Here is a 19,783-nt window from a genome sequence, read left to right on the forward strand (position 1 = left end):
CTGAGACAGGTACATGGTAGTCAGCAAAACGTCCTGATGACACCGCTTGAGACCCGTGCCCCCGTAGGATCAGTCCGATAGGGCTGTCGGCATGGACTGGCGGCTTCAGCGGCAATCTTTCCTACACCAAAGCTTAAACATCTGACATCTCCTTGCTTCTTCGCTTATTGTCGAGCTCATTATCGAGTTGGCGCGACGGTACGGCGCTCCTGCAACAGGCGCCCTCGCGCACGCGCCAGGTCACGCAGCAGCAGGCGCAGTTCGCCCCCTTTCACGGGCTTGACGAAGTGGTGGTCGAAGCCGGCTTCGATGGCCCTGCGGCGCGCTTCCTCGCCGCCATAGCCGGTGACGGCGACCAGCACGGCCTGCGCCGTGCGCGCGTCCCGGCGCAGCCTGCGGGCCAGCTCGAAGCCATCCATGCCGGGCAGGCCGATGTCGAGCAGGTAGACGTCGCCGGCCGTCCGCTGCGCCGCCTCCAGCACCTCGGCCGCCGTATGGGCCACGTCGACCTCATGGCCGAAATGCCGGACCATCATCGACAGCATCTCGAGCCCATCGCGGTTGTCGTCGACGATGGTGACGCGCAGCCGCTGAACGGCTCCCGGGCTGGCATCCATCACGGCAGGCGGCTGCGCGTTGGCTGCGCCGTCGCGGGCCAGCGGCAGCCAGACCGCAAAACTGCTGCCCTGCCCCGGCCCCTGGCTGTGCGCCTCGACACGGCCGCCGTGCAGTTCGACCAGGCGCTGCACCACCGCCAGGCCGATCCCGAGGCCGCCCTGGACGCGGTCGGCATCGCGCTCGGCCTGGGCGAACAGCTCGAAGGCGCGCCCGATCAATTGGCGGCTCATGCCGATGCCGTTGTCGCTCACCAGGATGCGCGCCTGGTCTTGCTCGGCCCGGACCTGGACGCGAATCCGGCCGCCCGGCGGCGTGTACTTGGCCGCGTTGTTGAGCAGGTTCGCCACCACCTGCATCAGCCGCTTCCCGTCACCCGGAACGACCAGCGGTGCCTCTTGCACATTCACCTCGAGCCGGTGGCCGCGCGAGGCGACCAGCGGCTGCACCTGCTCGATCGCCTCGGCCACCACCGCGCCCAGGTCCACGCGGCCGCGGTCGATCACCACCAGGCCGCGCGTCACGCGCGACACGTCGAGCAGGTCGTCCACCAGCCCGGTCAGGTGGCGCGCCTGGCGCGCGATGATGCCGCTTGCCTGGCTGACGGTGTCGGGCGCGGCGTTTTTCTGGGCCAGCAGTTCGGCCGCCGCCATGATCGGCGCCAGCGGATTGCGCAGCTCGTGCGCGAGCATCGCCAGGAACTCGTCCTTGCGGCGGTCCGCTTCGCGCAGCGCGGCCTCGGCGCGCAGGCGCTCGGTCATGTCGAGCAGGACCACGACGGCCGCGTCGATGGCGCCTTCGGGTCCGCGCACCGGTGCGGCCGAGCACACCACGATGCGGCGCTCGCGCGCGGCGTCGAAGGTCTCGATCTCGATCAGGTGCGGTTCGCTGGTCTCGCCGCGCAGCGCCAGCGCCAGCGGCCACTCGCCGCCCGCGACCGGCTGGCCGTGGCGCGCCGATCCGTCGGCCCACCACCCCTTCCACTCCGCGAAGTCGAGCGGCCTGCTCGACGGCAGGCCGTGGCGGCACCACAGCGCGTCATGCGCGGCATTCGATTCGAGCACCTTGCCGTTGGCGTCGGCCATCACGATGCCGACCGGCGCGGCCTGCAGCACGGCGCCCAGCCGCGCCCTGCCCGCCTCGGCCTCGCGGGCGGCGGCAAGCGCTTCGCGCCGGCTCAGCCGCAGCGCTTCCTCCGCCCGCTTCTGTTCGGTCACCTCGATCGTCACGTGGTGGATGCAGAGCAGCTGGCCGGCGGCGTCGAAGATGGGGGTACTGGTGGCGTTCCAGAAGCGCTCGACAAACTGCTCCACGCCATCCGGCCCCGGCGTGCGCACCGGATAACGCTGGGTCGGCAACGCATGCGGCTTGCCGCTGGCTATCACCTGGGCCAGCGACATGCGCAGCGCCATCACGCCGCTGCTGCCGGGAATGCCGGCATCGTCCGGCGCATCCGGGAAGACGTGGAACAGGGGCTGTCCGATCACGTGCGCGCGCGCCTGCCCGACGTTACGCAGGAAGGCTTCGTTGGCGTCGAGAATGATCGGGTTCTCGCTGGCGGAGAGGATGCAGGCTCCGATCGGGGAACCGGCAAAGATCGACTGGTAGACGATGGTGTCGAGCATGGGCACTTTCATTGACGAGCTAGCGGTTTAGGCTAGCCCAGCAATTAGAAAATGCCCGTGCGGTAATTAACGGTGAGCCATAAATGCTTACCAGAAACAAATACCTGTGCTCAGTCGCGGCGGCGCGCCATCAGTCCCGCCAGGCCCAGCAGTGGCAGCGTCAGGGCCAGCGAGGACGGTTCCGGCACCGTGGCCACGATCGCGAAACGGTCACCCGCGTTCAGGCCGCGCGTGTCCAGCCACCAGTCGGCGGCGCCTGCGGCCAGCAGCGGATTACCGAAGTGAAACTCGGCCCACTCCGGCTTGCTGAAGCCGATATGCGCATAGTCCGGAGTTTCCGTGACCTGGCCGAGCATGCCGAAGGTCGGCGTCACGCTGCCGTAGGAGGCGAAATCGATACCCTCCAGCTTGAAGACGAACTGGTTCAGCGCGGCGCCGCTCAGGTTGCGCACGATGGCGTTCAGGCTCAGCGGGCCGAGCAGGTCTTCTTCCTCGAGCACGAAGCTGAGCCTGCTGGTGCCCAGCTTTTCCAGGTCGAGGTCGAAGGAGATGCTGCCGGCGCCGCTGTAGTCGGTGACGGTGCTGCCGGCCGAGGTAACGAGCATGGCGGCCTGGCTCGGTGCGGCCAGGGTCATGGCGGCGGCAAAGGCGAGGATGGATTTGGTGATGGTCATGTTGCTCCCCTGATGGTTGTATGTGTTACAGCGGGCCCCTGGCCCAGGGACCGGAAATCGCGAAGGTGATGCCCGGCGTCTGGATGTTCACGAACAGGTAGCGGCCGGTCGGGTCGAAGCAGGCGCCGGCGAACTCGTTGCCGCGGTGGTCGCCCGCGAGCGTGGTCAGCTTGTCCGCGCCCTGCAGCTGGGCGGCGCTGAGCACCACGTTGTTCTTGGCGAAGATGTAGGCGTCGCCCGCGCCGGTGATGCCCATCAGGCGCTGGCCGAAACCGAAGGGGTCGGTGGCGGCGGTCGAGGCGTCCTCGCAGACCAGGACGGCGTTGCGCGGGCTGACCGTCAGGTTGTCGCCCATGTTGCCGACCAGGGGGCTCGGGCTCGAGTAGATGCACTTGAGGACCTGGTTGGCCAGGTCGAGTTCCCAGATTGCGCCGCGCGAGACGGCGCCGCCCGAGGTATCCATCACGTACATCTTGCCCTGCGCATACCAGATGCCTTCGCCGCGGTTCATGCGCAGCGCGCCCTGCACCCAGCCCTGGACAAAAGGACCGGCGGCATTCGCGATGGCAATGCCGGTCGGGCCGAGCGCGTCGCCGCGGTTGCGGTCCGGATCGGCGATCGTCACCCACTCGAGCTCATAGGTGGCATTCACCGCCGCCGTTCCCAGGTTCACGTTCGGGCTGCCCTTCACTTTCGCCATCTGCAGCACACCGCCCATCGCCAGCGAACCCGGCGCGCCGTTGCGCACGTCCGGCACGTAGCGGTAGAAGCCGGACTTGCCCGACGAATCCTCGGTCTGGTAGACGATGCCGGTGACGGGATCGACGGCGGCGGCTTCGTGCGCGAAGCGGCCCATGCCGACGATCGGCAGGCCGGTGGTCAGCTTCGGATCGGCGTGCACCTCGAAGACATAGCCGTGCTTCTTGCCGGCCGGGCTGATCGCGTCGGAGCCGACTTCCTCGCAGCTGAGCCAGGTACCCCAGGGCGTGATGCCACCGGCGCAGTTGGTCTGGGTGCCGCCCAGGCTCGGGGTCATGCTGACCCAGTTGCCGTCGCGGAAGACCAGGTTGGTGGTGCCGCCGCCGAAGCGGTTGTTCGAGCCGGCGCTGCTGCTGCCGCTGTCGTAGACGCCGTTCGCGTTCAGGAAATTGCCGGGGGCGGTGGAACCGATCTCGTGGTTGCGCACCAGCACCAATTCGCTGCTGCGGCCGACCTTGCGCGACACGACCACGCCCATGCCGTCGTGGCCGCCCGGGCAGGCCTTGCCGTCGGTCATGAGGTCGCCACGCCAGCCGAAGCTCTTGTAGGTGAACCCTGGAGGCAGTTGCAGCAGCGGCAGCCCGGTCGTCATGTCCTTCGCCGGGGCGATCGGGCCATAGGGGCTGGGGATGAGGGTGGTGGCGCCGTTGGCGGCGAGCGCCTGTTGCGACTGCAGTGCGGCGAAGGCGCCGACGAAAGGCAGGGCCGATGCGCTGGCCATGCCCTTGAGCAGGTTGCGCCGCGACGGCGAGAGGTCCTTGTTTGTCATGCTGTGCATTCTCCAAAGTGGGATCGGCCAGGGTGCCGGCGATGGATTGGAGGACTGGTGACGGCCTCATGGCGGCGTCCCGCAGCCCGGCCTGCGCGTGGGCAGCGCAGACCGATGCATTACAACAAACAAAAATGTCAGGCGAATGACAGCAAAATGACAAGATCGAGGCGCACTTGCCCCGCGGCTACTTCTGCGCTGCGCGCAGGCGCTTGAGTTCCGTCGTGAGCCATTGGGCGCTCGGGATCGGCTGTGCATTGCCGCAGCGCGCCTGGTAGGGTTTGCCGCTGAGGCTGCTCTCGGTAGCGGCGCGTGCGATGAACGCTTCGGCGTCCGGCGCCATGTTCCGGTCCCGCAGGTATTCGTACTTGCGTTCGAGGTGGGCACGCGCCGCCTTGGCGTCGTGCCATTCACCGTTGCGATTGAACTGGCAGCCGGAAGCGGCAACGAAGTCGAGCAGTTGCCGGACCTCGGCCTGCGTGCGCGCCGGGGCTTGTTCCGCTGCCGGCGCGATGGCGCAACAGGCGAGACCTGCAACCGCAAGGAGGAAGCGGATGCGTTTCATGGGTTTCCTGTGCAATGTCGGGCCTTGCGCGACCTTTGCGGTCACGCAGGCACCGACTGGTCGAGGCAGGTTCAGCTGCCGAAGTGGAAGAAGATGCCGACGGCCAGTTCGGCCCAGGCATACACGAAAGCCAGCGCGATTGCGGCCACCCACAGCAGGCGCTGCCTCGTGTTGGCCACCCTGCCCACGGCCAGTTCCAGCGCAAAGCCGGCGCCGGCCAGGAGGATGGCGGCCACGACAAAGTCGAGGGCGGTCCAGTTGACTTCCCGGGTGAACTGCATTGCCAGCAGCGGCACCAGCAGGACCGCGCCTGTCCCGAGCAGGACGCGCAGCACGCTTCGTTTGCCGATGCCGGCTGGGGTACCGCCATGGCCGCTAGTCAATGTACTCATCGTCATCCTCCGGGTGGTGTGATGGTAGCTGGGATGACCAGTTTGCCATCACCGGCGGAGGCGTTCAACATGTATCGGCCCATCCCTTACGATCGGCGACCGGAGCGAATGCGAGGCCCGGGATGCAGGCGTAAAAAAAGCGGGCATGGCCCGTAATCCGTTCAGTCAAGCCGTAGTCGTAGGGTGGGCACCCCGTGCCCACGCGTTACGCACGTGACCGGCAGTCACATGCGGCGACATTTCGCCCGCAACGTGTGCAATGGAAGCGGGCCAGGATTGACCTTAGCGGGCGGGAAGTTCCTGTCGGCAGACGAAGGAGGCGCACGTAACGCGTGGGCACGGAGTGTGTTCAGCACAGAGACATAGGTAACACTTGTCTAGAGACATAGGTAACACCTTTTATGATCATTGCACAGCTAACAAGTGGAGTGTGCGATGCCTTGGAAGGAAAGTTCCCGTATGTCCTCTCGTCTTGAATTTGCCATGCTGGCGGATGCGTCTGACAGCAACATGACAGCGCTTTGCCAGTCTTTCGGCGTCAGCCGAAAGACTGGCTACAAGTGGCTCGATTTGTATCGGAAGCACGGCCCAGAAGGGCTGCAAGAGCGCTCACGCCGTCCTCTGTCGTCGCCCAAGCGATGCGGTGCCGAGTTGGAGGCGGCAGTATTGAACCTGCACGACAAGTATCCCTGCTGGGGTGCCCGCAAGCTCAAAGCACTGCTCCCCGAGACCGCGGGCAAACCGCATCCAAACACCATTGCTGCCATTTTGAGACGGCATGGGCGCCAACTAGTGCCTCATGTCAGCCAGACCAAGCCTGCCAAGGGACGCTTCGAACACGAGGAACCGAACAGCTTGTGGCAGATGGATTTCAAAGGCCATTTTGCCTTGACCAATGCAGCGGCCGGCCGCTGCCATCCGTTGACAGTACTGGATGATCACTCCCGCTTTTCGCTGTGTCTGGCTGCGTGCTCGGGCGAAGACGGCCCGCAGGCAAAGGCTGTGCTTACAAGGACGTTTCAAAAATATGGACTGCCGCAGCGCATTACCTGCGACAACGGTGCGCCTTGGGGAACAGCCGGGCATAAATCCATCTCGCGGCTCGAGGTGTGGCTGGTACGCCTGGGTATCCGCGTCAGCCATAGCAGTCCGCACCATCCGCAAACGCAGGGCAAGGACGAGCGGTTTCATCGAACGCTCAAGCGCGAACTCCTGGAGCGCTACGGTTATGGCTCGCTTGCCGCGTGCCAGGAGGCCTTCGATGCCTGGCGCGACCAATACAACCTGATTCGTCCCCACGAGGCACTGGGACAAAAAGCTCCCGCCACCCGCTACCAGCCCAGTGCGCGCAGTTTTCCATCCCACCTGCCGCCGATCGAATATGACGACGGCGACATCGTGCGTACCGTACAGCGGCACGGCCAGATCAATTTCAAGGGCCGCAGTTACTTTGTGGGTGAAGGTTTGTACCAAGAGCCTGTGGCAATCAGAGCGACGGATCAGGACGGCGTCTTCAACGTCATCTTCTGCCACCAACAGGTTGCACAGATCGACCTCACCAGCAGCTAAAATAGCACCACGCAGTGTTACCCATGTCTCTAGACAGGTGTTACCTATGTCCCTGTGCTAAACAGAGTGCCCACCCTACGATGCCTGCCAGAACCAAGCTATTTCCAGCTTAACTAAACGGCATTAGGGCTTGGCCCGCTTTCTTCTCCTCCAGGCTGGAGGCATCAAGCCTTGCGGCGGCGCACTGCCACGCCGGCGCCCAGCATGGCAATGCCGAACAGCGCCAGCGAACCCGGCTCCGGCACTTCGGCGCCCTCGGCCAGCTTGAACTGGCCATTGCCGCCGATGAAGAAGTACTGGCCCGGACGGTTGCGATAGCTCGTGCCGTTGCAGCCGGCGCCGGTGAAGCCGGCAAACTCGCAGGCCACTTCGCTCACGAGACGGCTACCCGGACGGCCGACCGTGTTTGCATTCGTGAAGGCAAACGAGAGAACCGACTCTGTCGACAGGTCGTCGCCGTTGCTGCGGAAGAAGTAGCCGCTTTCCAGCATGCCCGGGTCGGCGCTGGCGAAGACGCTGACCTGGCCGTTATTGGTCGGGCTGCCGTTGGCATCGACGAGGCCGCCGCCGCCCACGAGCACGTTGAAGGTGGCGATCACGTTGCCCAGGTCCGCGCCATAGTGGCCCGCCGTCGTGCCGTACTGCCTGTTGGTTGGATTCTGGTACATCTTGATGGTGCCGCCGGTGAAGCTGAAGGCGCCACCGAAAGTGCCGGTGCCAACCGCCTCGAAGGTCGCAGTAATGTTCCCGCCGGCAAAGGTCTGCGGGAACAGCTTGCCGTTGCTGTCGGCCTGGGTAATGTTGAAGACAGCGGTTTCCTTGAAGGAGAAGCCACCGTTGCCGGTCGACGTCAGCTGGATGAAGGCGTTACCGTTGACGTCCAGGTATTCGTTGATGAGCTGGCCGTCGTCGAAGCCGCCGCCGGTTGGGTTGAAAACCCAGTTATTCAGGACCGGACCCGCGTGCGCGGCGCCAGCCGTGGACAGTGCCACAGCCGTGGCGCAGATGAGTTTTTTGAAGAGTTTCATTGTCGGTTTTCCGTGGTGTATGGTTGTTGGTAACAACCTGTTCTTCAAGATAGCAAGCGGTGTGCCAGAGGCATGACATCTCATAAAATCAAGCACTTGCTTCAAGCCGGACGCATGGGTGTAAATACATGTAAGATTTTCCGACGCGCTGCAGCATGCCGAAACTCAACAGTAATGTCCTGCAGGCCAGCGTGTTCTTTGGCTCGTCCAGCGCCACGGCAGGTGGACAAAATGTCCAGTGCCGAATCCGGGGTCGCGCGACCTCCCCGGCCTATAATGTTCGCATGGTCAGGATGACGAGACAGTGGATCGCATATGCCCGGATTGCCAGCCTGGCCGTCCTGTTCAACGCGCTCGCCCCGGTCGTTTCGCATACCCTGAGCCTGTCTTCCCCGGCCACGCGCCAGGTCGAGATCTGTACGGCCATGGGCATCGAGATGCTGCCGATGCCGGCCGATCCGGATGCCCCTACGTCCGACAAGTTCCTCAAAGGGCTGATGCACTGCGCCTACTGCGCACCGCACGCCGGGTCCTTTGCCCTGCTGCCGCCGGCAGCCTTCGTGGTCGCCGCGCTTGGCGGCCATGACCTCTACCCTCCTCTTTTCCATCGTGCGCCACGCCCGCTGTTCGCGTGGTCCTTCGCGCAGCCGCGCGGCCCGCCTGCGCTGGCCTGAGCCTTGCCATCTCTCCAGCAGCGCCGGCGTCGATCCTCATTGAAGTGAGGGCGCCCGCGTGACGCGTACGTGCGCCGGACTGTGTCCATCACATGCGTGCCGTCGCCACTGCTGCTTCGCCGCCCCAGGCTGTCACACGACCGGAAAACCCATGAAACCGCATGTCCCCATCGCGGCGCCGCAGCGCCGCTTCACCCGCATACCCTGCCATCTCGCCTGCCTGCTCGCCATCGGCAGCGCGGCCCTCCCGGCCTTTGCCGACGAACCCGCCATCCCGACCGTGCACGTTACCGGCGCGCTCGACACCGGCAAGCTCAGGGACGACACCGGAACCGGCTCCAACCTCGGCCTGTCGCGCCTGGAGACGCCAGCCAGCGTCGACGTCATCACCCGCAGGCAGATCGAGGAACGCGGCGACGCCAGCCTGGTCGAGGCGATCACGCGCGCGCCCGGCATCAGCAGCATGCCCCACCCCGGCAACGGCGGCTCCTCGCTCGCCTCGCGCGGCTTTACCGATACCGTCTCCGTCATGCGCCTGTACGACGGCATGCGCCAGTACGGCGGTGCCGGCCTCACCTTCCCCTTCAGCACCTGGGCGGTCGAACGCATCGAAGTGTTGCGCGGGCCGGCCGCGGTGATCTACGGCGAAGGCGCGATCGGCGGCGTGGTCAACGTGATCCCGAAGCAGCCGACGCGCGGCGCGGTGCAGAACGAAGTGCAGGCCGCGCTCGGCAGCAAGGGCACGCGCCGGCTGGCTGTCGGCAGCGGCGGCGCGCTGGACGAACGCTGGTCCTACCGCTTCGACGCCAGCGGCGAGCGTTCCGATGGCTGGGTCGACATGGGCGACAGCAGCAGCCGCTCGGTCTCCGGCGCGCTGCGCTTCGACCTGTCGCCCGAACTGGATGTGCGGCTCAGCGCCGCCCACGGCCGCCAGAAACCGATGCGCTACTTCGGCACGCCCCTGGTCGAGGGCCGGCAACTGGAAGCCCTGAGCGGGAAGAACTACAACGTTGCCGACAGCACCATCGAATACAAGGACACCTGGCTCGATGTGCTGGCGAACTGGCGGCCGAACGAGCGCACGACGGTGCGCAGCCGGCTTTACCACGTCGACAGCAATCGGCACTGGCGCAACGCCGAGGCCTATGTCTACAACCCTGCAACCCGGCTGATCGACCGCTCGGACAACACCGAGATCCTGCACGACCAGAAGCAGACCGGGAACACCACCACCGCGACCGTCAAGGGGCGCCTGTTCGGCCTGGACAACCAGGTGTCGGGTGGCTTCGACGTCAACCGCGCCTCGTTCACGCACACGAACAACACCTATACCGGTTCTTCCGGGTCCGTCGATCCCTTCGATCCGCAACCCGGCCTCTTCACCAGCCCGGTGCCGACCATTCCCCGCTACCGCACCGAGGCGAAGCAGTATTCCCTGTTCCTCGAGGACAGGCTGGCGCTGACGACGCAATGGTCGGTCCTGGGCGGGCTGCGCTACGACCATGCGGACCTCGAGCGCCGCAATCTCGTCGCGGGGAACCTCGCTTTCGACAAGACCTTCGCCAACGTCGGCTGGCGCCTGGGAACCGTCTACGTCCTGGCGCCGGACTTCAGCGTCTACGGCCAGGTGGCAAAGGCGGCCGATCCGGTCAGTTCGCTGTTCTTCCTGTCGCCGGCGAACAGCCGTTTCGATAACGCCACCGGCCGCCAGCTCGAAGTGGGCCTGAAACGCGTGTTCTGGAACCGGCAGGGCGAATGGACGCTGGCCGTGTACGACATCAGGAAGGACAAGCTGCTCACGCGCGACCCGGCCAATCCGTCGCAGAGCATCCAGGTCGGCGAGCGCTCGTCGACCGGCGTCGAGGGCACGCTCAGCATGACGCTCGCGCGCGACTGGACGCTGGACGCGAACGCCGCCCTCCTGCGTGCGCGCTTCGAGGATTTCCAGGAGTCGGTGGGCGGCGTGCTCGTCTCGCGCGCCGGCAAGCTGCCGCCGGACGTGCCGAAGCGCACCGCCAACCTCTGGCTGCGCTGGGACTTCCAGCCCGACTGGAGCGCGGGCGCCGGCCTGCGGCACGTGGGCGCGCGCTTTGCGGACAACGCCAACACGCTGCGCATGCCCTCGTACACGACGGCCGATGCCTCGCTGCGCTGGAAGGCGTCGCCCCGAACGAGCCTGACGCTGCGCGGTTTCAACGTCTTCGACAAGCGCTACTACGCCACGGCCTATTACACGCCGACGCAGTGGCTGGTCGGCCCGGACCGCCGCGTCGAGCTGGTGCTGGATCACCGTTTCTGACGGAGGCCTGCATGAGCTTTGCATCGCGGGCCAAGCGCATGACCTTCCTCGTCCACCGCTGGACGGGCGTCCTGATGTGCGTGCTGATGGCGCTGTGGTTCGTCAGCGGGATGGTGATGCTGTTTGTCGGCTATCCCAAGCTGGCGCCCTGGGAGCGGCTGGGTGGCTTGCCGGCCCTGTCCGCACCAAGCTGCTGCATCCCGGTCGAGGCCGCGCTGGCGCAGAGCCGGGCGCCGGCCGAGGTCAAGGGCATGGTGCTGACGTCGATTGGCGGGCGGCCGCATTATGTTGTATCCGAAGGCGATGGCGGGCGGCTTGCGGTCGATGCCGAGAGCGGGGCCCGCCTCGTCGTCGGCCCGGCGCAGGCGCTGGCGGCGGCGCGCGCCTTCATGCATGGCGCTGCCGGCGAGTACGCCGGCCTCGTCGACGAGGACCGCTGGACGCATTCGCGCTCGCTCAATCCGCACCGGCCGCTGCACGTGGTCGAGATGCGCGATGAAGCGGCGACGCGGCTCTACGTGTCGTCGGCGACCGGCCAGGTGGTGCTCGACGCCCCGCGGGCGGAGCGGCTGTGGAATTTCGCCGGCGCATGGCTGCACTGGCTGTACATGTTCCGCGACCGGCCGACGGATCCGGTGTGGAGCTGGACGGTGATCATCCTGTCCGGCGTCGGCGTGGTCGCGGCCTTCACGGGTGCGCTGAACGGCATCTGGCGCTGGCGCTTTGCGGGCGCCTACAAGAGCGGGTCGAAGTCGCCGTTCCGGGAGGCTTACCTGCGCTGGCATCACATCCTCGGGCTGGTGTTCGGGGCGGTGCTGCTGACCTGGATCTTCAGCGGCCTGATGTCGATGAATCCGCTCGGCATGTTCGACGCCCGGAGCAAGCGGCCGGACGTGGCGGCCTACGAAGGCGGGAGCGTGGCGGCGCACCGGCTCGATGTGCGCTTGCCGCAGGTGTTCGCCACGCTCGATGCGGCCGGCTTTCGGGCCAGTGAGCTGGAATGGCGGGTGCTCGCGGGGCAGCCCTTTCTTCTTGCTCGGGACAGTGCTGGGCAAACCACCCTGGTCGTTGCGCACGCTGGCGGCTTGACGACGCTCGACCGGTGGCCGCAACAAACGCTGCTCGATGCCGCCCGGCGCATGTCCGCAGCCCCGGTCGCAGGCGCCGCCATGCTCGGCGAGTACGACGCCTATTACTACAGGCGCGGCGCAGCATCGATGTATGGCGCGGACGAGCGCCGCCTTCCTGTCCTGCGGGTCGCCTACGGAGATGAAGGCAATACCTGGGCGCATCTGGACGTCTACACGGGCCAGCTCGTATCCAGCCTCGACCGTACCCAGCGCACAGGCCGCTGGCTCTTCAATTTCCTGCACAGCTGGGATTTGCCGTCGATGCTGGACACGCGCTGGATGCGCGACGCCGTCCTGCTCCTGCTGGGGAGCGGCGGGGTGTTGTTGAGTGCGACGGCAACCGTGCTTGGGGTCAGGCGGCTGCGCAAACGGACGGGCGTGGCGTCCCGGAACGTATAGAAGCGCATGCGCTCCAGGGAGTGGTGGCGCGACGACAGCAAATGCAAGTTCACCGGCGTCATGGTGCCTTTCGTGCGCGATTGGCCGGAAACCACCCAGCTCGGCGAATTCGAACACGTGAACCCGCCCGAGCCGGATAAAACCGCCGGCCAGGCTTCCATCATCAACCGCAAATCCTGTCCTGGCAAACCCGACGAAGCGATCCTCCGCGTGGCGGACAGGTGGCGCAACAACGGCAAGCTGCTCGAGAAGCACCATTTTGCCGCGAGCGATCTGAGTGGGATGCGGGAAGAGCATCGACCGAAGTGGCTGCCCCAGGTGCTGGCGCGGATCGAACGGGTTGCGCAGCATGATGAGCGTGCACGGGCGTTTCTGGATTTTAGTGCGGCGGCGAGTACGGCGAAGGCGGCTGAGGCGAAGGCGGGAGCCGACGAGGCCAAGTGACTCGATACGAGTTCAGTAGGCAAGTGTCTAATCTGAGCCAAATTTGTCTGCCCCGGCAGCCATGCGGTGCTTGGATTGCAATTCAGTTCCTACGCCAGCGAAACGGTTTTCCGCGTGCTGCGCCAGCCGGACTATTGGTGCGTACCTGATCGGAGGCAGATCATCCGTTGACGGTTAATAAGTTACTTTAAAGTCAACAGCCGCACAATTGCCTCCTTACATACAGGAGGCAATATGGCGATTGACGTGTACCTGCAATTAGACGGCATCAAGGGCGAGTCCACGGACGACACTCACAAGGATTGGATCGAATGTCTGTCGGTCGACTGGAACCTTCGCCAACCGAAGTCCGCCACCGCGTCTACCGCTGGCGGACACACCGCTGAACGAGCCGAGTTATCGGACATCAGCTTCCACAAATTGGCCGACCTGGCCTCACCCATCCTGTCGCAACACTGCGCAATGGGCAAGACGATTCCAAAAGCGAAGTTCGAGTTCATGCGGGCGGACGGAGATGGTGCCCGCGTCAAGTATTACGAAATTGAGCTCGAGAACGTCCTGATCGGCTACATCGCGCCGTCTGTCACACCGGGGAGCACGATGAGCGAGGCGGTCTCGCTCAAGTTTTCCAAGGTGAAGTGGCGTTATACCCGACAAAAAGTAGGTGGCGGTACTGCCGGCAATACGGCTGGAGGCTGGGACCTGTCGACAAACAGGGTGGCGTAATGCGCGCGCTGCACATGCTGGCCGTTCCTCTCGGGCTGGCGGCCCTGGCTCTTGCCCAGGCAGCGCCATCGTCCCCCACTCTCAGTGGTGACGGCTTCGTGCAAATGCTGAGCAAGCCCGTGCCGGCGAACAGCTACGAACACCTGCAGCGAGAGAAGGCGTACAGCTATCTCGACGGCGCCAGGGACACGGCCGAGGGGCGCATCTGGTGCGATGTCAATCAGCTGAAGACGCCCGACCTGGCCTACGAACTGGCCGGTCAGATAGCCAAACTCCCAGCAGCCGAACGAAAGAAGAACGCTTCGGTACTGCTCCTGACCCTGCTCAGTCGCGCCCATCCCTGTCCACCAGCCAACGGAGTCAAACCATGAAGCCATCATTTCAGGTGGTTTACCAGCACTACCCGAAGGTCGGAAAGCGTGAGGAGCTGTACCCGCTGATCGGCTGGACTGACCTGACCAATAACCCGGCGTTCCTCGATACCTGCGCGATTCGCATGAGCATGGCCCTCCTGGGCGCCGGCGTGACACTTCCAGGCGCTCGCATGGTGGCGAATGACGGAACGCTGAAGGGGAAACGGATCGAACCGGGCCAAGCCCGCCTATCGGGCATCCTCAAGCGAATCTGGGGTAATCCTGAAGTGTTCATGAACGCCCAAAGTGCACAGGCGAGCATCGGCACCCGGAGCGGCGTCGTTTCGTTTTTCAGGATCCACGGTGCCGAGCTAGGCGGCGGTGGACATATCGACCTGCTCTGGCCAGCAACCGGCGGGGTCTATCAATGTGCGCGGAGCTGCTACTTCAGCGCGGCGGAAATATGGTTCTGGCCGTTGAGGTAGCGAACCCGCTAGCCATCCACCCTTCCGAGCGCGGGACGCCGGCGAAAGAGAACACGGTTCATCGCTTTACCCCGAGCGCAGCCAGGCGCGCTTCGCTTTCGCGCACGGCGAGCTCGGCCTGCCGCTGCTCGCGTGCGTCCTTGCGATGCATGTAGATGGCGTTCAGGCAGAAGGTCAGGATGGCCGTCACGATACCGACGAGCACGCCGATCTCGGTCAAGGTCAGCGAAGCGCCGATTGCGCTGATGGCGCCGGCGTAGCTGGTCAACTCCGGTACTGTTATTTTCGTCATGTTTCTGCCTTTCAATCTGGGCAAATATGCCTCGCCACGCCACGCGCTTCACGAAAATGACGGTGCTGCGCTCACAGGGCCTGCGCGAGGTGAAGCGGGTAGCGCGACTCCGCGGGCTCGTCACCATGGACGTGAGCTGGCCTGCTACGGAACATGTAGTTTTTTCGTCTCTTAAGGAGTATATTAGTCTGACTAATGAGCTTGGTCAACAGTCCGACTAATTGTACAATGTAGTTTTCCTTACACCCTGCGAGCATGCCTGCCCTTCCCCTTACCCAAGAGCAACTCGACGATGCCGCGCGCCTGAAGTTGCGTTTCGCTGAATGGCAAAAACGTCAGAAGGAAGCTGGCCGGCCTGCTTCCCAAGAGGCGGCCGGCGAAATGCTGGGCTTCAATCAAAGCGCCCTGAGCCAGTACCTGAACGGGCGCATTCCGCTGAACGTCGACGCTGCCACACGCTTCGCATCGATCCTTGGCTGCCCTGTTGCCGACTTCAGCCCGCGCCTGCAGGCGCAATTGAGCGAATACGTTTCCGCGCTCCTGGCCGATGCGAACGCGGCAGACGGAAGGCATGGCCCCTTGTCGGGCGCAAGGCGCGTCGCCGCCGGAGAGGATTCGGACACGGTCGACATCAAGCTCGTCAAGCTCAAGTTGCGCGCCGGTGTTTCCCGGTTCGAAACCGAACCGCTTGTGGAAGATGGCGGAAGCTTGAAGGTCCCGAAAAACGACATCGTCCGAAGCAAACTCCACCCGGATGCCCTGATTGCGATCCAGGTAAGAGGCCAGAGCATGGAGCCCCTCATGTTCGAAGACGATGTGATCGTCATCGATCCTACCGACAAGACGCTCGTCCACAGGGAGCTGTACGCGCTGAACTTCGACGGCGATTGCTGCGTGAAACAAATGATCAAACGTAATGGAGAGTGGTATCTCCATTCGATCAATCCGGATTTTGGACCGGTCAATGCGCGTAGCGGCGACATCAGCGTCATCGGCCGGGTGGTCTATCAGCCGGGGCGCTCGCTGACGGGGAGATTGTAGACATGGTGCGGGAAGCGGCTGCTCGGTGCCAAGAGAGGGCGGGAAAAGCCACCGGAGAACAGTGGCCTTTTCATTTGCGGCATCTGGCCTGGGGGCTGTCGCGATCCTGCTCTGATAGAAGGATGCGGCTACGTTCCGCGGGCCGCCCTTGCGCGAGTACGCGCAAGGCTTCGAACCTGCCGCCTTGGCGACCACGCAAGGCGCGCAGGCGCCGTACCTCTCTCCGCCATGAAACAAAAAAATAGGCCACCCGAGGGTAGCCTGTCGCGATTTCTAACCGGATAGAAGGATTCGCCCACGTCCCGCGGGCCGCCCTTGCGCGAGTACGCGCAAGGCTTCGAACCTGCCGCCTTGGCGACCGCGCAAGGCGCGCAGGCGCCTTGCTTCTCTCCGCCATGAAACAAAAAAATAGGCCACCCGAGGGTAGCCTATTTTTTTGTATTCCTGGCGGAGAGAGGGGGATTCGAACCCCCGATAGGCTATTAACCTATACACGCTTTCCAGGCGTGCGACTTAAACCACTCATCCATCTCTCCTGATGGGTTTCCGCGCGCTATGTCGCGAAGCCGCCCATTATAACAAGGTTTCTCGGCTGTACAAGAGCATCCTGGCAATCAGTACGCCCTCATCCGCTTTTCCTGCCCTCTTCCCGCCTCCGAACCGGCGTCAACGCCGCTGCTGCGCTGCCGTTCAGATCATGCGATCATCTGCAGCCACACGCACCACCGCACAGGAGCTCACCATGGAAATGAAGAAAATCAACGCCGGCAAGCTGCGCGCCATCGGCTACGACGCGCGCGAGCGCATGCTGCGCGTGGAGTTCGACGACGGCAGCGCAATCGACTATTCCTCGGTCGGCGCCGAAGTCTGGCGCAAGCTCTCCACCTCGGCCTCGCCCTGGAGCTATTACCGCGACAACATCGAGGAAGAATTCGCCGGCCGCCGCGGACGGGCCGGCGTCGATGCGGGAAAGAAGACCATCGACCGCGAAGCCCTGATGAAAGCCTTCGGCGGCGAGCCGGACGGCACCACATAAGAAAACGCCGCCCTGTCGAAACGGGGCGGCGTCAACACTGCGATGAAGAGGGCGCCCGCCAACTCAGCCGGGCGCCCCGTTCATCAGGCCGTTTCCTTCAACTGATCGAGGATCGCCGGATTTTCCAGCGTCGACACGTCCTGGGTGATGGTCTCGCCCTTGGCCAGCACGCGCAGCAGGCGGCGCATGATCTTGCCGGAGCGGGTCTTCGGCAGGTTGTCGCCGAAGCGGATTTCCTTCGGCTTGGCGATCGGTCCGATCTCCTTGCCGACCCAGTTGCGCAGCTCGGTTGCCAGTTTCTTCGCTTCCTCGCCGGTCGGGCGCGGGCCCTTCAGCACCACGAAGGCGCAGATGGCTTCGCCGGTGGTGTCGTCGGGCTTGCCGACCACAGCGGCCTCGGCCACGTGCGGGTTCGCCACCAGGGCCGACTCGATTTCCATCGTGCCCATGCGGTGGCCCGAGACGTTCAGCACGTCGTCGATGCGGCCGGTGATGGTGAAGTAGGCGGTGTCCTTGTTGCGGATGGCGCCGTCGCCAGCCAGGTAGTACTTGCCGCCCAGTTCTTCAGGGAAGTAGCTGGTCTTGAAGCGCTCCGGATTGTTCCAGATGGTGCGGATCATCGACGGCCATGGACGCTTCACCACCAGGATGCCGCCCTGCCCGTTCGCGACATCCGCGCCGGCTTCGTCGACGATCGCAGCCATGATGCCCGGCAGCGGCAGCGTGCACGAGCCCGGCACCATCGGGGTCGCGCCCGGCAGCGGGGTGATCATGTGGCCGCCGGTCTCGGTCTGCCAGAAGGTGTCGACGATCGGGCAGCGTTCCTGGCCGACGTTCTTGTAGTACCACATCCAGGCTTCCGGATTGATCGGTTCGCCCACCGAGCCCAAGAGGCGCAGGCTCGACAGGTCGTAGTTCTTCGGGTGTACCTTCTCGTCCACGTCGGAGGCCTTGATCAGCGAGCGGATCGCGGTTGGCGCCGTGTAGAAGATCGAGACCTTGTGCTTGGCGATGGTTTCCCAGAAGCGGCCGGCGTTCGGGTAGGTCGGCACGCCTTCGAACACGATCTGCGTGCCGCCCACGGCCAGCGGACCGTAGGTGATGTAGGTGTGGCCGGTGACCCAGCCGATGTCGGCGGTGCACCAGAACACGTCGTCGGGCTTGATGTCGAAGGTCCACTTCATCGTCAGCGCGGCCCACAGCAGGTAGCCGCCGGTCGAGTGCTGGACGCCCTTCGGGGTGCCGGTCGAGCCCGAGGTGTAGAGGATGAAGAGCGGATGCTCGGCGTCGACCCATTCCGGTTCGCACTCGGCACTCTGGTTGTCGACCAGCTCGGACAGCCACATGTCGCGGCCCTCGGTCCAGGCGATATTGCCGCCGGTGCGCTTGTAGACGATGACGTCCTTCACGGTGTCGCAGCCGCCCAGGGCCAGCGCCTCGTCGACGATGGCTTTCAGGGGCAGCGACTTGCCGCCGCGCTGCTGCTCGTCGGCGGTGATGATGGCGACGGCGCCGGCGTCGATGATGCGCTCCTGCAGCGACTTCGCCGAGAAGCCGCCGAAAACCACCGAGTGGGTGGCGCCGATGCGGGCGCAGGCCTGCATCGCGGTCACGCCTTCGATCGACATCGACATGTAGATGATGACGCGGTCGCCCTTCTTGATGCCGCGCGATTTCAGGCCGTTGGCGAACTTGCAGACGCGTTCGTGCAGTTCGCGGTAGGTGGCGCGGGTGACGGTGCCGTCATCGGCTTCGAAGATGATGGCGGTCTTCTCGGCGTTGCCGTTCTGCAGGTTACGGTCGAGGCAGTTGTACGACGCGTTCAGCTGGCCGTCTGCGAACCATTGATAGAAAGGCGCGTTCGATTCATCGAGCGTGCTGGTGAAGGGCTTGTGCCAGTCGAGGTTCTCGCGCGCCAGGCGCGCCCAGAAGCCTTCGTAGTCGGACTCCGCTTCGGCGCAGAGCTTGTTGTAGGCATCCATGCCGGAAATCGCGGCATTGGCTACGAACCCGGCCGGCGGCGGAAACACGCGGTTTTCCTGCAAGCCATGGTTTTCCTGATTGCTCTCGTTCTCGGCCATGCTAGTCTCCATAGTAGTAGTTTTGCCAGATACCTTAGGCGCGCTCGCTTACCCAGCGCTTACAACGCACCATCCCTATATGAGTGCGATTTTACCAACCATGGCGCAAACGAGGCGGCCTGCTGCAACGCGGCAAAGGAGGTGTAAAATGATGGGCTGTATTTTGTCGGAACCCTGGAGCCGCACCCGATGTCGCAAAACCCGCCCACACTCGAACACCGCAAGCTTACCCCTCTCAATAGCCTGATCTTTGCCAGCCGCTGGCTGCAGCTCCCGCTCTACCTGGGCCTGATCCTGGCGCAGTGCGTCTATGTGTTCCATTTCTGGGTCGAACTGAAGGACCTGATCGGCGCCGCCTTCGGCAATGCCGATTCGCTGCAGCACATCCTCGAGGCCGTCGGCATGACGAACGGTCCGAAAAAGCTGACGGAAACGACCATCATGCTGGTCGTGCTCGGCCTGATCGACGTGGTCATGATCTCGAACCTCCTGATCATGGTGATCGTCGGCGGCTACGAGACCTTCGTCTCGCGCATGCACCTGGAAGGCCACCCCGACCAGCCGGAATGGCTGTCGCACGTGAACGCCTCGGTGCTGAAGACCAAGCTGGCGATGGCCATCATCGGCATCTCCTCGATCCACCTGCTGAAGACCTTCATCAACGCAGGCAGCTACAACGAAAAGGTGCTGATCGCGCAAACGGTCATCCACCTTGCCTTCCTGCTCTCGGCCCTGGCCATTTCCTGGACCGACCGCATCACCACCGCAACGCACCACCAGCCCAAACAGCATTAACGTCCCTCGTCACTAACATCACAAGAGAATTG

At 64.3% G+C, this 19,783-nt stretch carries 19 protein-coding genes and 1 tRNA gene; 11 read left to right on the top strand and 9 right to left on the bottom strand.

Features of this window, described 5'->3' with window-relative positions:
* Window positions 1-179: 179 nt before the first annotated feature.
* The 5 genes from ACSUZJ_RS19615 to ACSUZJ_RS19635 form a co-directional block, all read right to left on the bottom strand.
* The gene (locus ACSUZJ_RS19615; RefSeq protein ID WP_499410955.1) at window positions 180-2,240 is read right to left on the bottom strand and encodes a hybrid sensor histidine kinase/response regulator; all 2,061 of its coding nucleotides are present in this window, start codon (window positions 2,238-2,240) and stop codon (window positions 180-182) included.
* 110 nt (window positions 2,241-2,350) lie between these two features.
* Window positions 2,351-2,914: a PEP-CTERM sorting domain-containing protein gene (locus ACSUZJ_RS19620; RefSeq protein ID WP_499410956.1), complete on the bottom strand. Its 564-nt coding sequence runs from the start codon at window positions 2,912-2,914 to the stop codon at window positions 2,351-2,353.
* Window positions 2,915-2,939: 25 nt separating this feature from the next.
* Window positions 2,940-4,442 (bottom strand): PhoX family protein, encoded by a 1,503-nt coding sequence (locus ACSUZJ_RS19625; protein ID WP_499410958.1) that lies wholly within the window; start codon window positions 4,440-4,442, stop codon window positions 2,940-2,942.
* Between the two features lie 187 nt (window positions 4,443-4,629).
* Window positions 4,630-5,007 (bottom strand): YfeK family protein, encoded by a 378-nt coding sequence (locus tag ACSUZJ_RS19630; protein WP_499410959.1) that lies wholly within the window; start codon window positions 5,005-5,007, stop codon window positions 4,630-4,632.
* Window positions 5,008-5,078: 71 nt separating this feature from the next.
* Complete coding sequence (locus ACSUZJ_RS19635) at window positions 5,079-5,399, bottom strand: hypothetical protein (protein WP_499410960.1); 321 nt, start codon at window positions 5,397-5,399, stop codon at window positions 5,079-5,081.
* A 435-nt stretch (window positions 5,400-5,834) separates the two neighbouring features.
* On the opposite strand from ACSUZJ_RS19635, the gene ACSUZJ_RS19640 reads away from it, so the two are divergent.
* Window positions 5,835-6,968 (top strand): IS481 family transposase, encoded by a 1,134-nt coding sequence (locus ACSUZJ_RS19640; protein ID WP_499408562.1) that lies wholly within the window; start codon window positions 5,835-5,837, stop codon window positions 6,966-6,968.
* Between the two features lie 164 nt (window positions 6,969-7,132).
* Here ACSUZJ_RS19640 and pepA read toward each other — a convergent pair whose 3' ends face one another.
* On the bottom strand, window positions 7,133-7,996 hold the full coding sequence (gene pepA, locus ACSUZJ_RS19645; protein WP_499410961.1) for a flocculation-associated PEP-CTERM protein PepA: 864 nt from the start codon (window positions 7,994-7,996) through the stop codon (window positions 7,133-7,135).
* 293 nt (window positions 7,997-8,289) lie between these two features.
* Here pepA and ACSUZJ_RS19650 point away from each other — a divergent pair, with 293 nt between their 5' ends.
* The 7 genes from ACSUZJ_RS19650 to ACSUZJ_RS19680 all read left to right on the top strand — a co-directional run bounded on the left by ACSUZJ_RS19650 (window position 8,290) and on the right by ACSUZJ_RS19680 (window position 14,506).
* Window positions 8,290-8,670, top strand: coding sequence for a DUF2946 domain-containing protein (locus ACSUZJ_RS19650; RefSeq protein WP_499410963.1), 381 nt, complete (start codon window positions 8,290-8,292; stop codon window positions 8,668-8,670).
* A gap of 151 nt (window positions 8,671-8,821) precedes the next feature.
* Window positions 8,822-10,969 (top strand): TonB-dependent receptor, encoded by a 2,148-nt coding sequence (locus ACSUZJ_RS19655; RefSeq protein WP_499410964.1) that lies wholly within the window; start codon window positions 8,822-8,824, stop codon window positions 10,967-10,969.
* 11 nt (window positions 10,970-10,980) lie between these two features.
* Entirely contained in the window at window positions 10,981-12,498 is a 1,518-nt protein-coding gene (locus ACSUZJ_RS19660; protein ID WP_499410965.1) for a PepSY domain-containing protein, read from the top strand.
* A gap of 6 nt (window positions 12,499-12,504) precedes the next feature.
* Window positions 12,505-12,942: a hypothetical protein gene (locus ACSUZJ_RS19665; protein WP_499410966.1), complete on the top strand. Its 438-nt coding sequence runs from the start codon at window positions 12,505-12,507 to the stop codon at window positions 12,940-12,942.
* 234 nt (window positions 12,943-13,176) lie between these two features.
* Window positions 13,177-13,668 (top strand): Hcp family type VI secretion system effector, encoded by a 492-nt coding sequence (locus ACSUZJ_RS19670; protein ID WP_499410968.1) that lies wholly within the window; start codon window positions 13,177-13,179, stop codon window positions 13,666-13,668.
* A complete protein-coding gene (locus tag ACSUZJ_RS19675; protein WP_499410969.1) occupies window positions 13,668-14,039 on the top strand; it encodes a Rap1a/Tai family immunity protein in 372 nt (123 codons plus the stop codon). The genes ACSUZJ_RS19670 and ACSUZJ_RS19675 overlap by 1 nt, the downstream gene beginning before the upstream one ends.
* Entirely contained in the window at window positions 14,036-14,506 is a 471-nt protein-coding gene (locus tag ACSUZJ_RS19680; protein ID WP_499410970.1) for a T6SS effector amidase Tae4 family protein, read from the top strand. The genes ACSUZJ_RS19675 and ACSUZJ_RS19680 overlap by 4 nt, the downstream gene beginning before the upstream one ends.
* 58 nt (window positions 14,507-14,564) lie before the next feature.
* Here ACSUZJ_RS19680 and ACSUZJ_RS19685 read toward each other — a convergent pair whose 3' ends face one another.
* On the bottom strand, window positions 14,565-14,798 hold the full coding sequence (locus ACSUZJ_RS19685; protein WP_499410971.1) for a holin: 234 nt from the start codon (window positions 14,796-14,798) through the stop codon (window positions 14,565-14,567).
* A gap of 255 nt (window positions 14,799-15,053) precedes the next feature.
* Here ACSUZJ_RS19685 and ACSUZJ_RS19690 point away from each other — a divergent pair, with 255 nt between their 5' ends.
* On the top strand, window positions 15,054-15,839 hold the full coding sequence (locus ACSUZJ_RS19690; protein ID WP_499410972.1) for a LexA family transcriptional regulator: 786 nt from the start codon (window positions 15,054-15,056) through the stop codon (window positions 15,837-15,839).
* Between the two features lie 445 nt (window positions 15,840-16,284).
* Here the strand turns inward: ACSUZJ_RS19690 and ACSUZJ_RS19695 are convergent.
* Window positions 16,285-16,375: transfer RNA gene (locus ACSUZJ_RS19695), tRNA-Ser, on the bottom strand.
* A 206-nt stretch (window positions 16,376-16,581) separates the two neighbouring features.
* On the opposite strand from ACSUZJ_RS19695, the gene ACSUZJ_RS19700 reads away from it, so the two are divergent.
* Window positions 16,582-16,875: a KTSC domain-containing protein gene (locus tag ACSUZJ_RS19700; protein WP_499410974.1), complete on the top strand. Its 294-nt coding sequence runs from the start codon at window positions 16,582-16,584 to the stop codon at window positions 16,873-16,875.
* 83 nt (window positions 16,876-16,958) lie between these two features.
* Here ACSUZJ_RS19700 and acs read toward each other — a convergent pair whose 3' ends face one another.
* Window positions 16,959-18,956 carry an acetate--CoA ligase gene (gene acs, locus ACSUZJ_RS19705; protein ID WP_499410975.1) on the bottom strand — a complete coding sequence of 666 codons (1,998 nt, stop codon included), beginning with the start codon at window positions 18,954-18,956 and terminating at the stop codon, window positions 16,959-16,961.
* 189 nt (window positions 18,957-19,145) lie between these two features.
* Between acs and ACSUZJ_RS19710 the strand changes: the two genes are divergently transcribed.
* Complete coding sequence (locus ACSUZJ_RS19710) at window positions 19,146-19,751, top strand: TIGR00645 family protein (RefSeq protein ID WP_499410976.1); 606 nt, start codon at window positions 19,146-19,148, stop codon at window positions 19,749-19,751.
* Window positions 19,752-19,783 lie beyond the last annotated feature (32 nt).

Source organism: Telluria sp. B2, assembly GCF_051789535.1.
Taxonomy (GTDB): Bacteria; Pseudomonadota; Gammaproteobacteria; order Burkholderiales; family Burkholderiaceae_D; genus Telluria.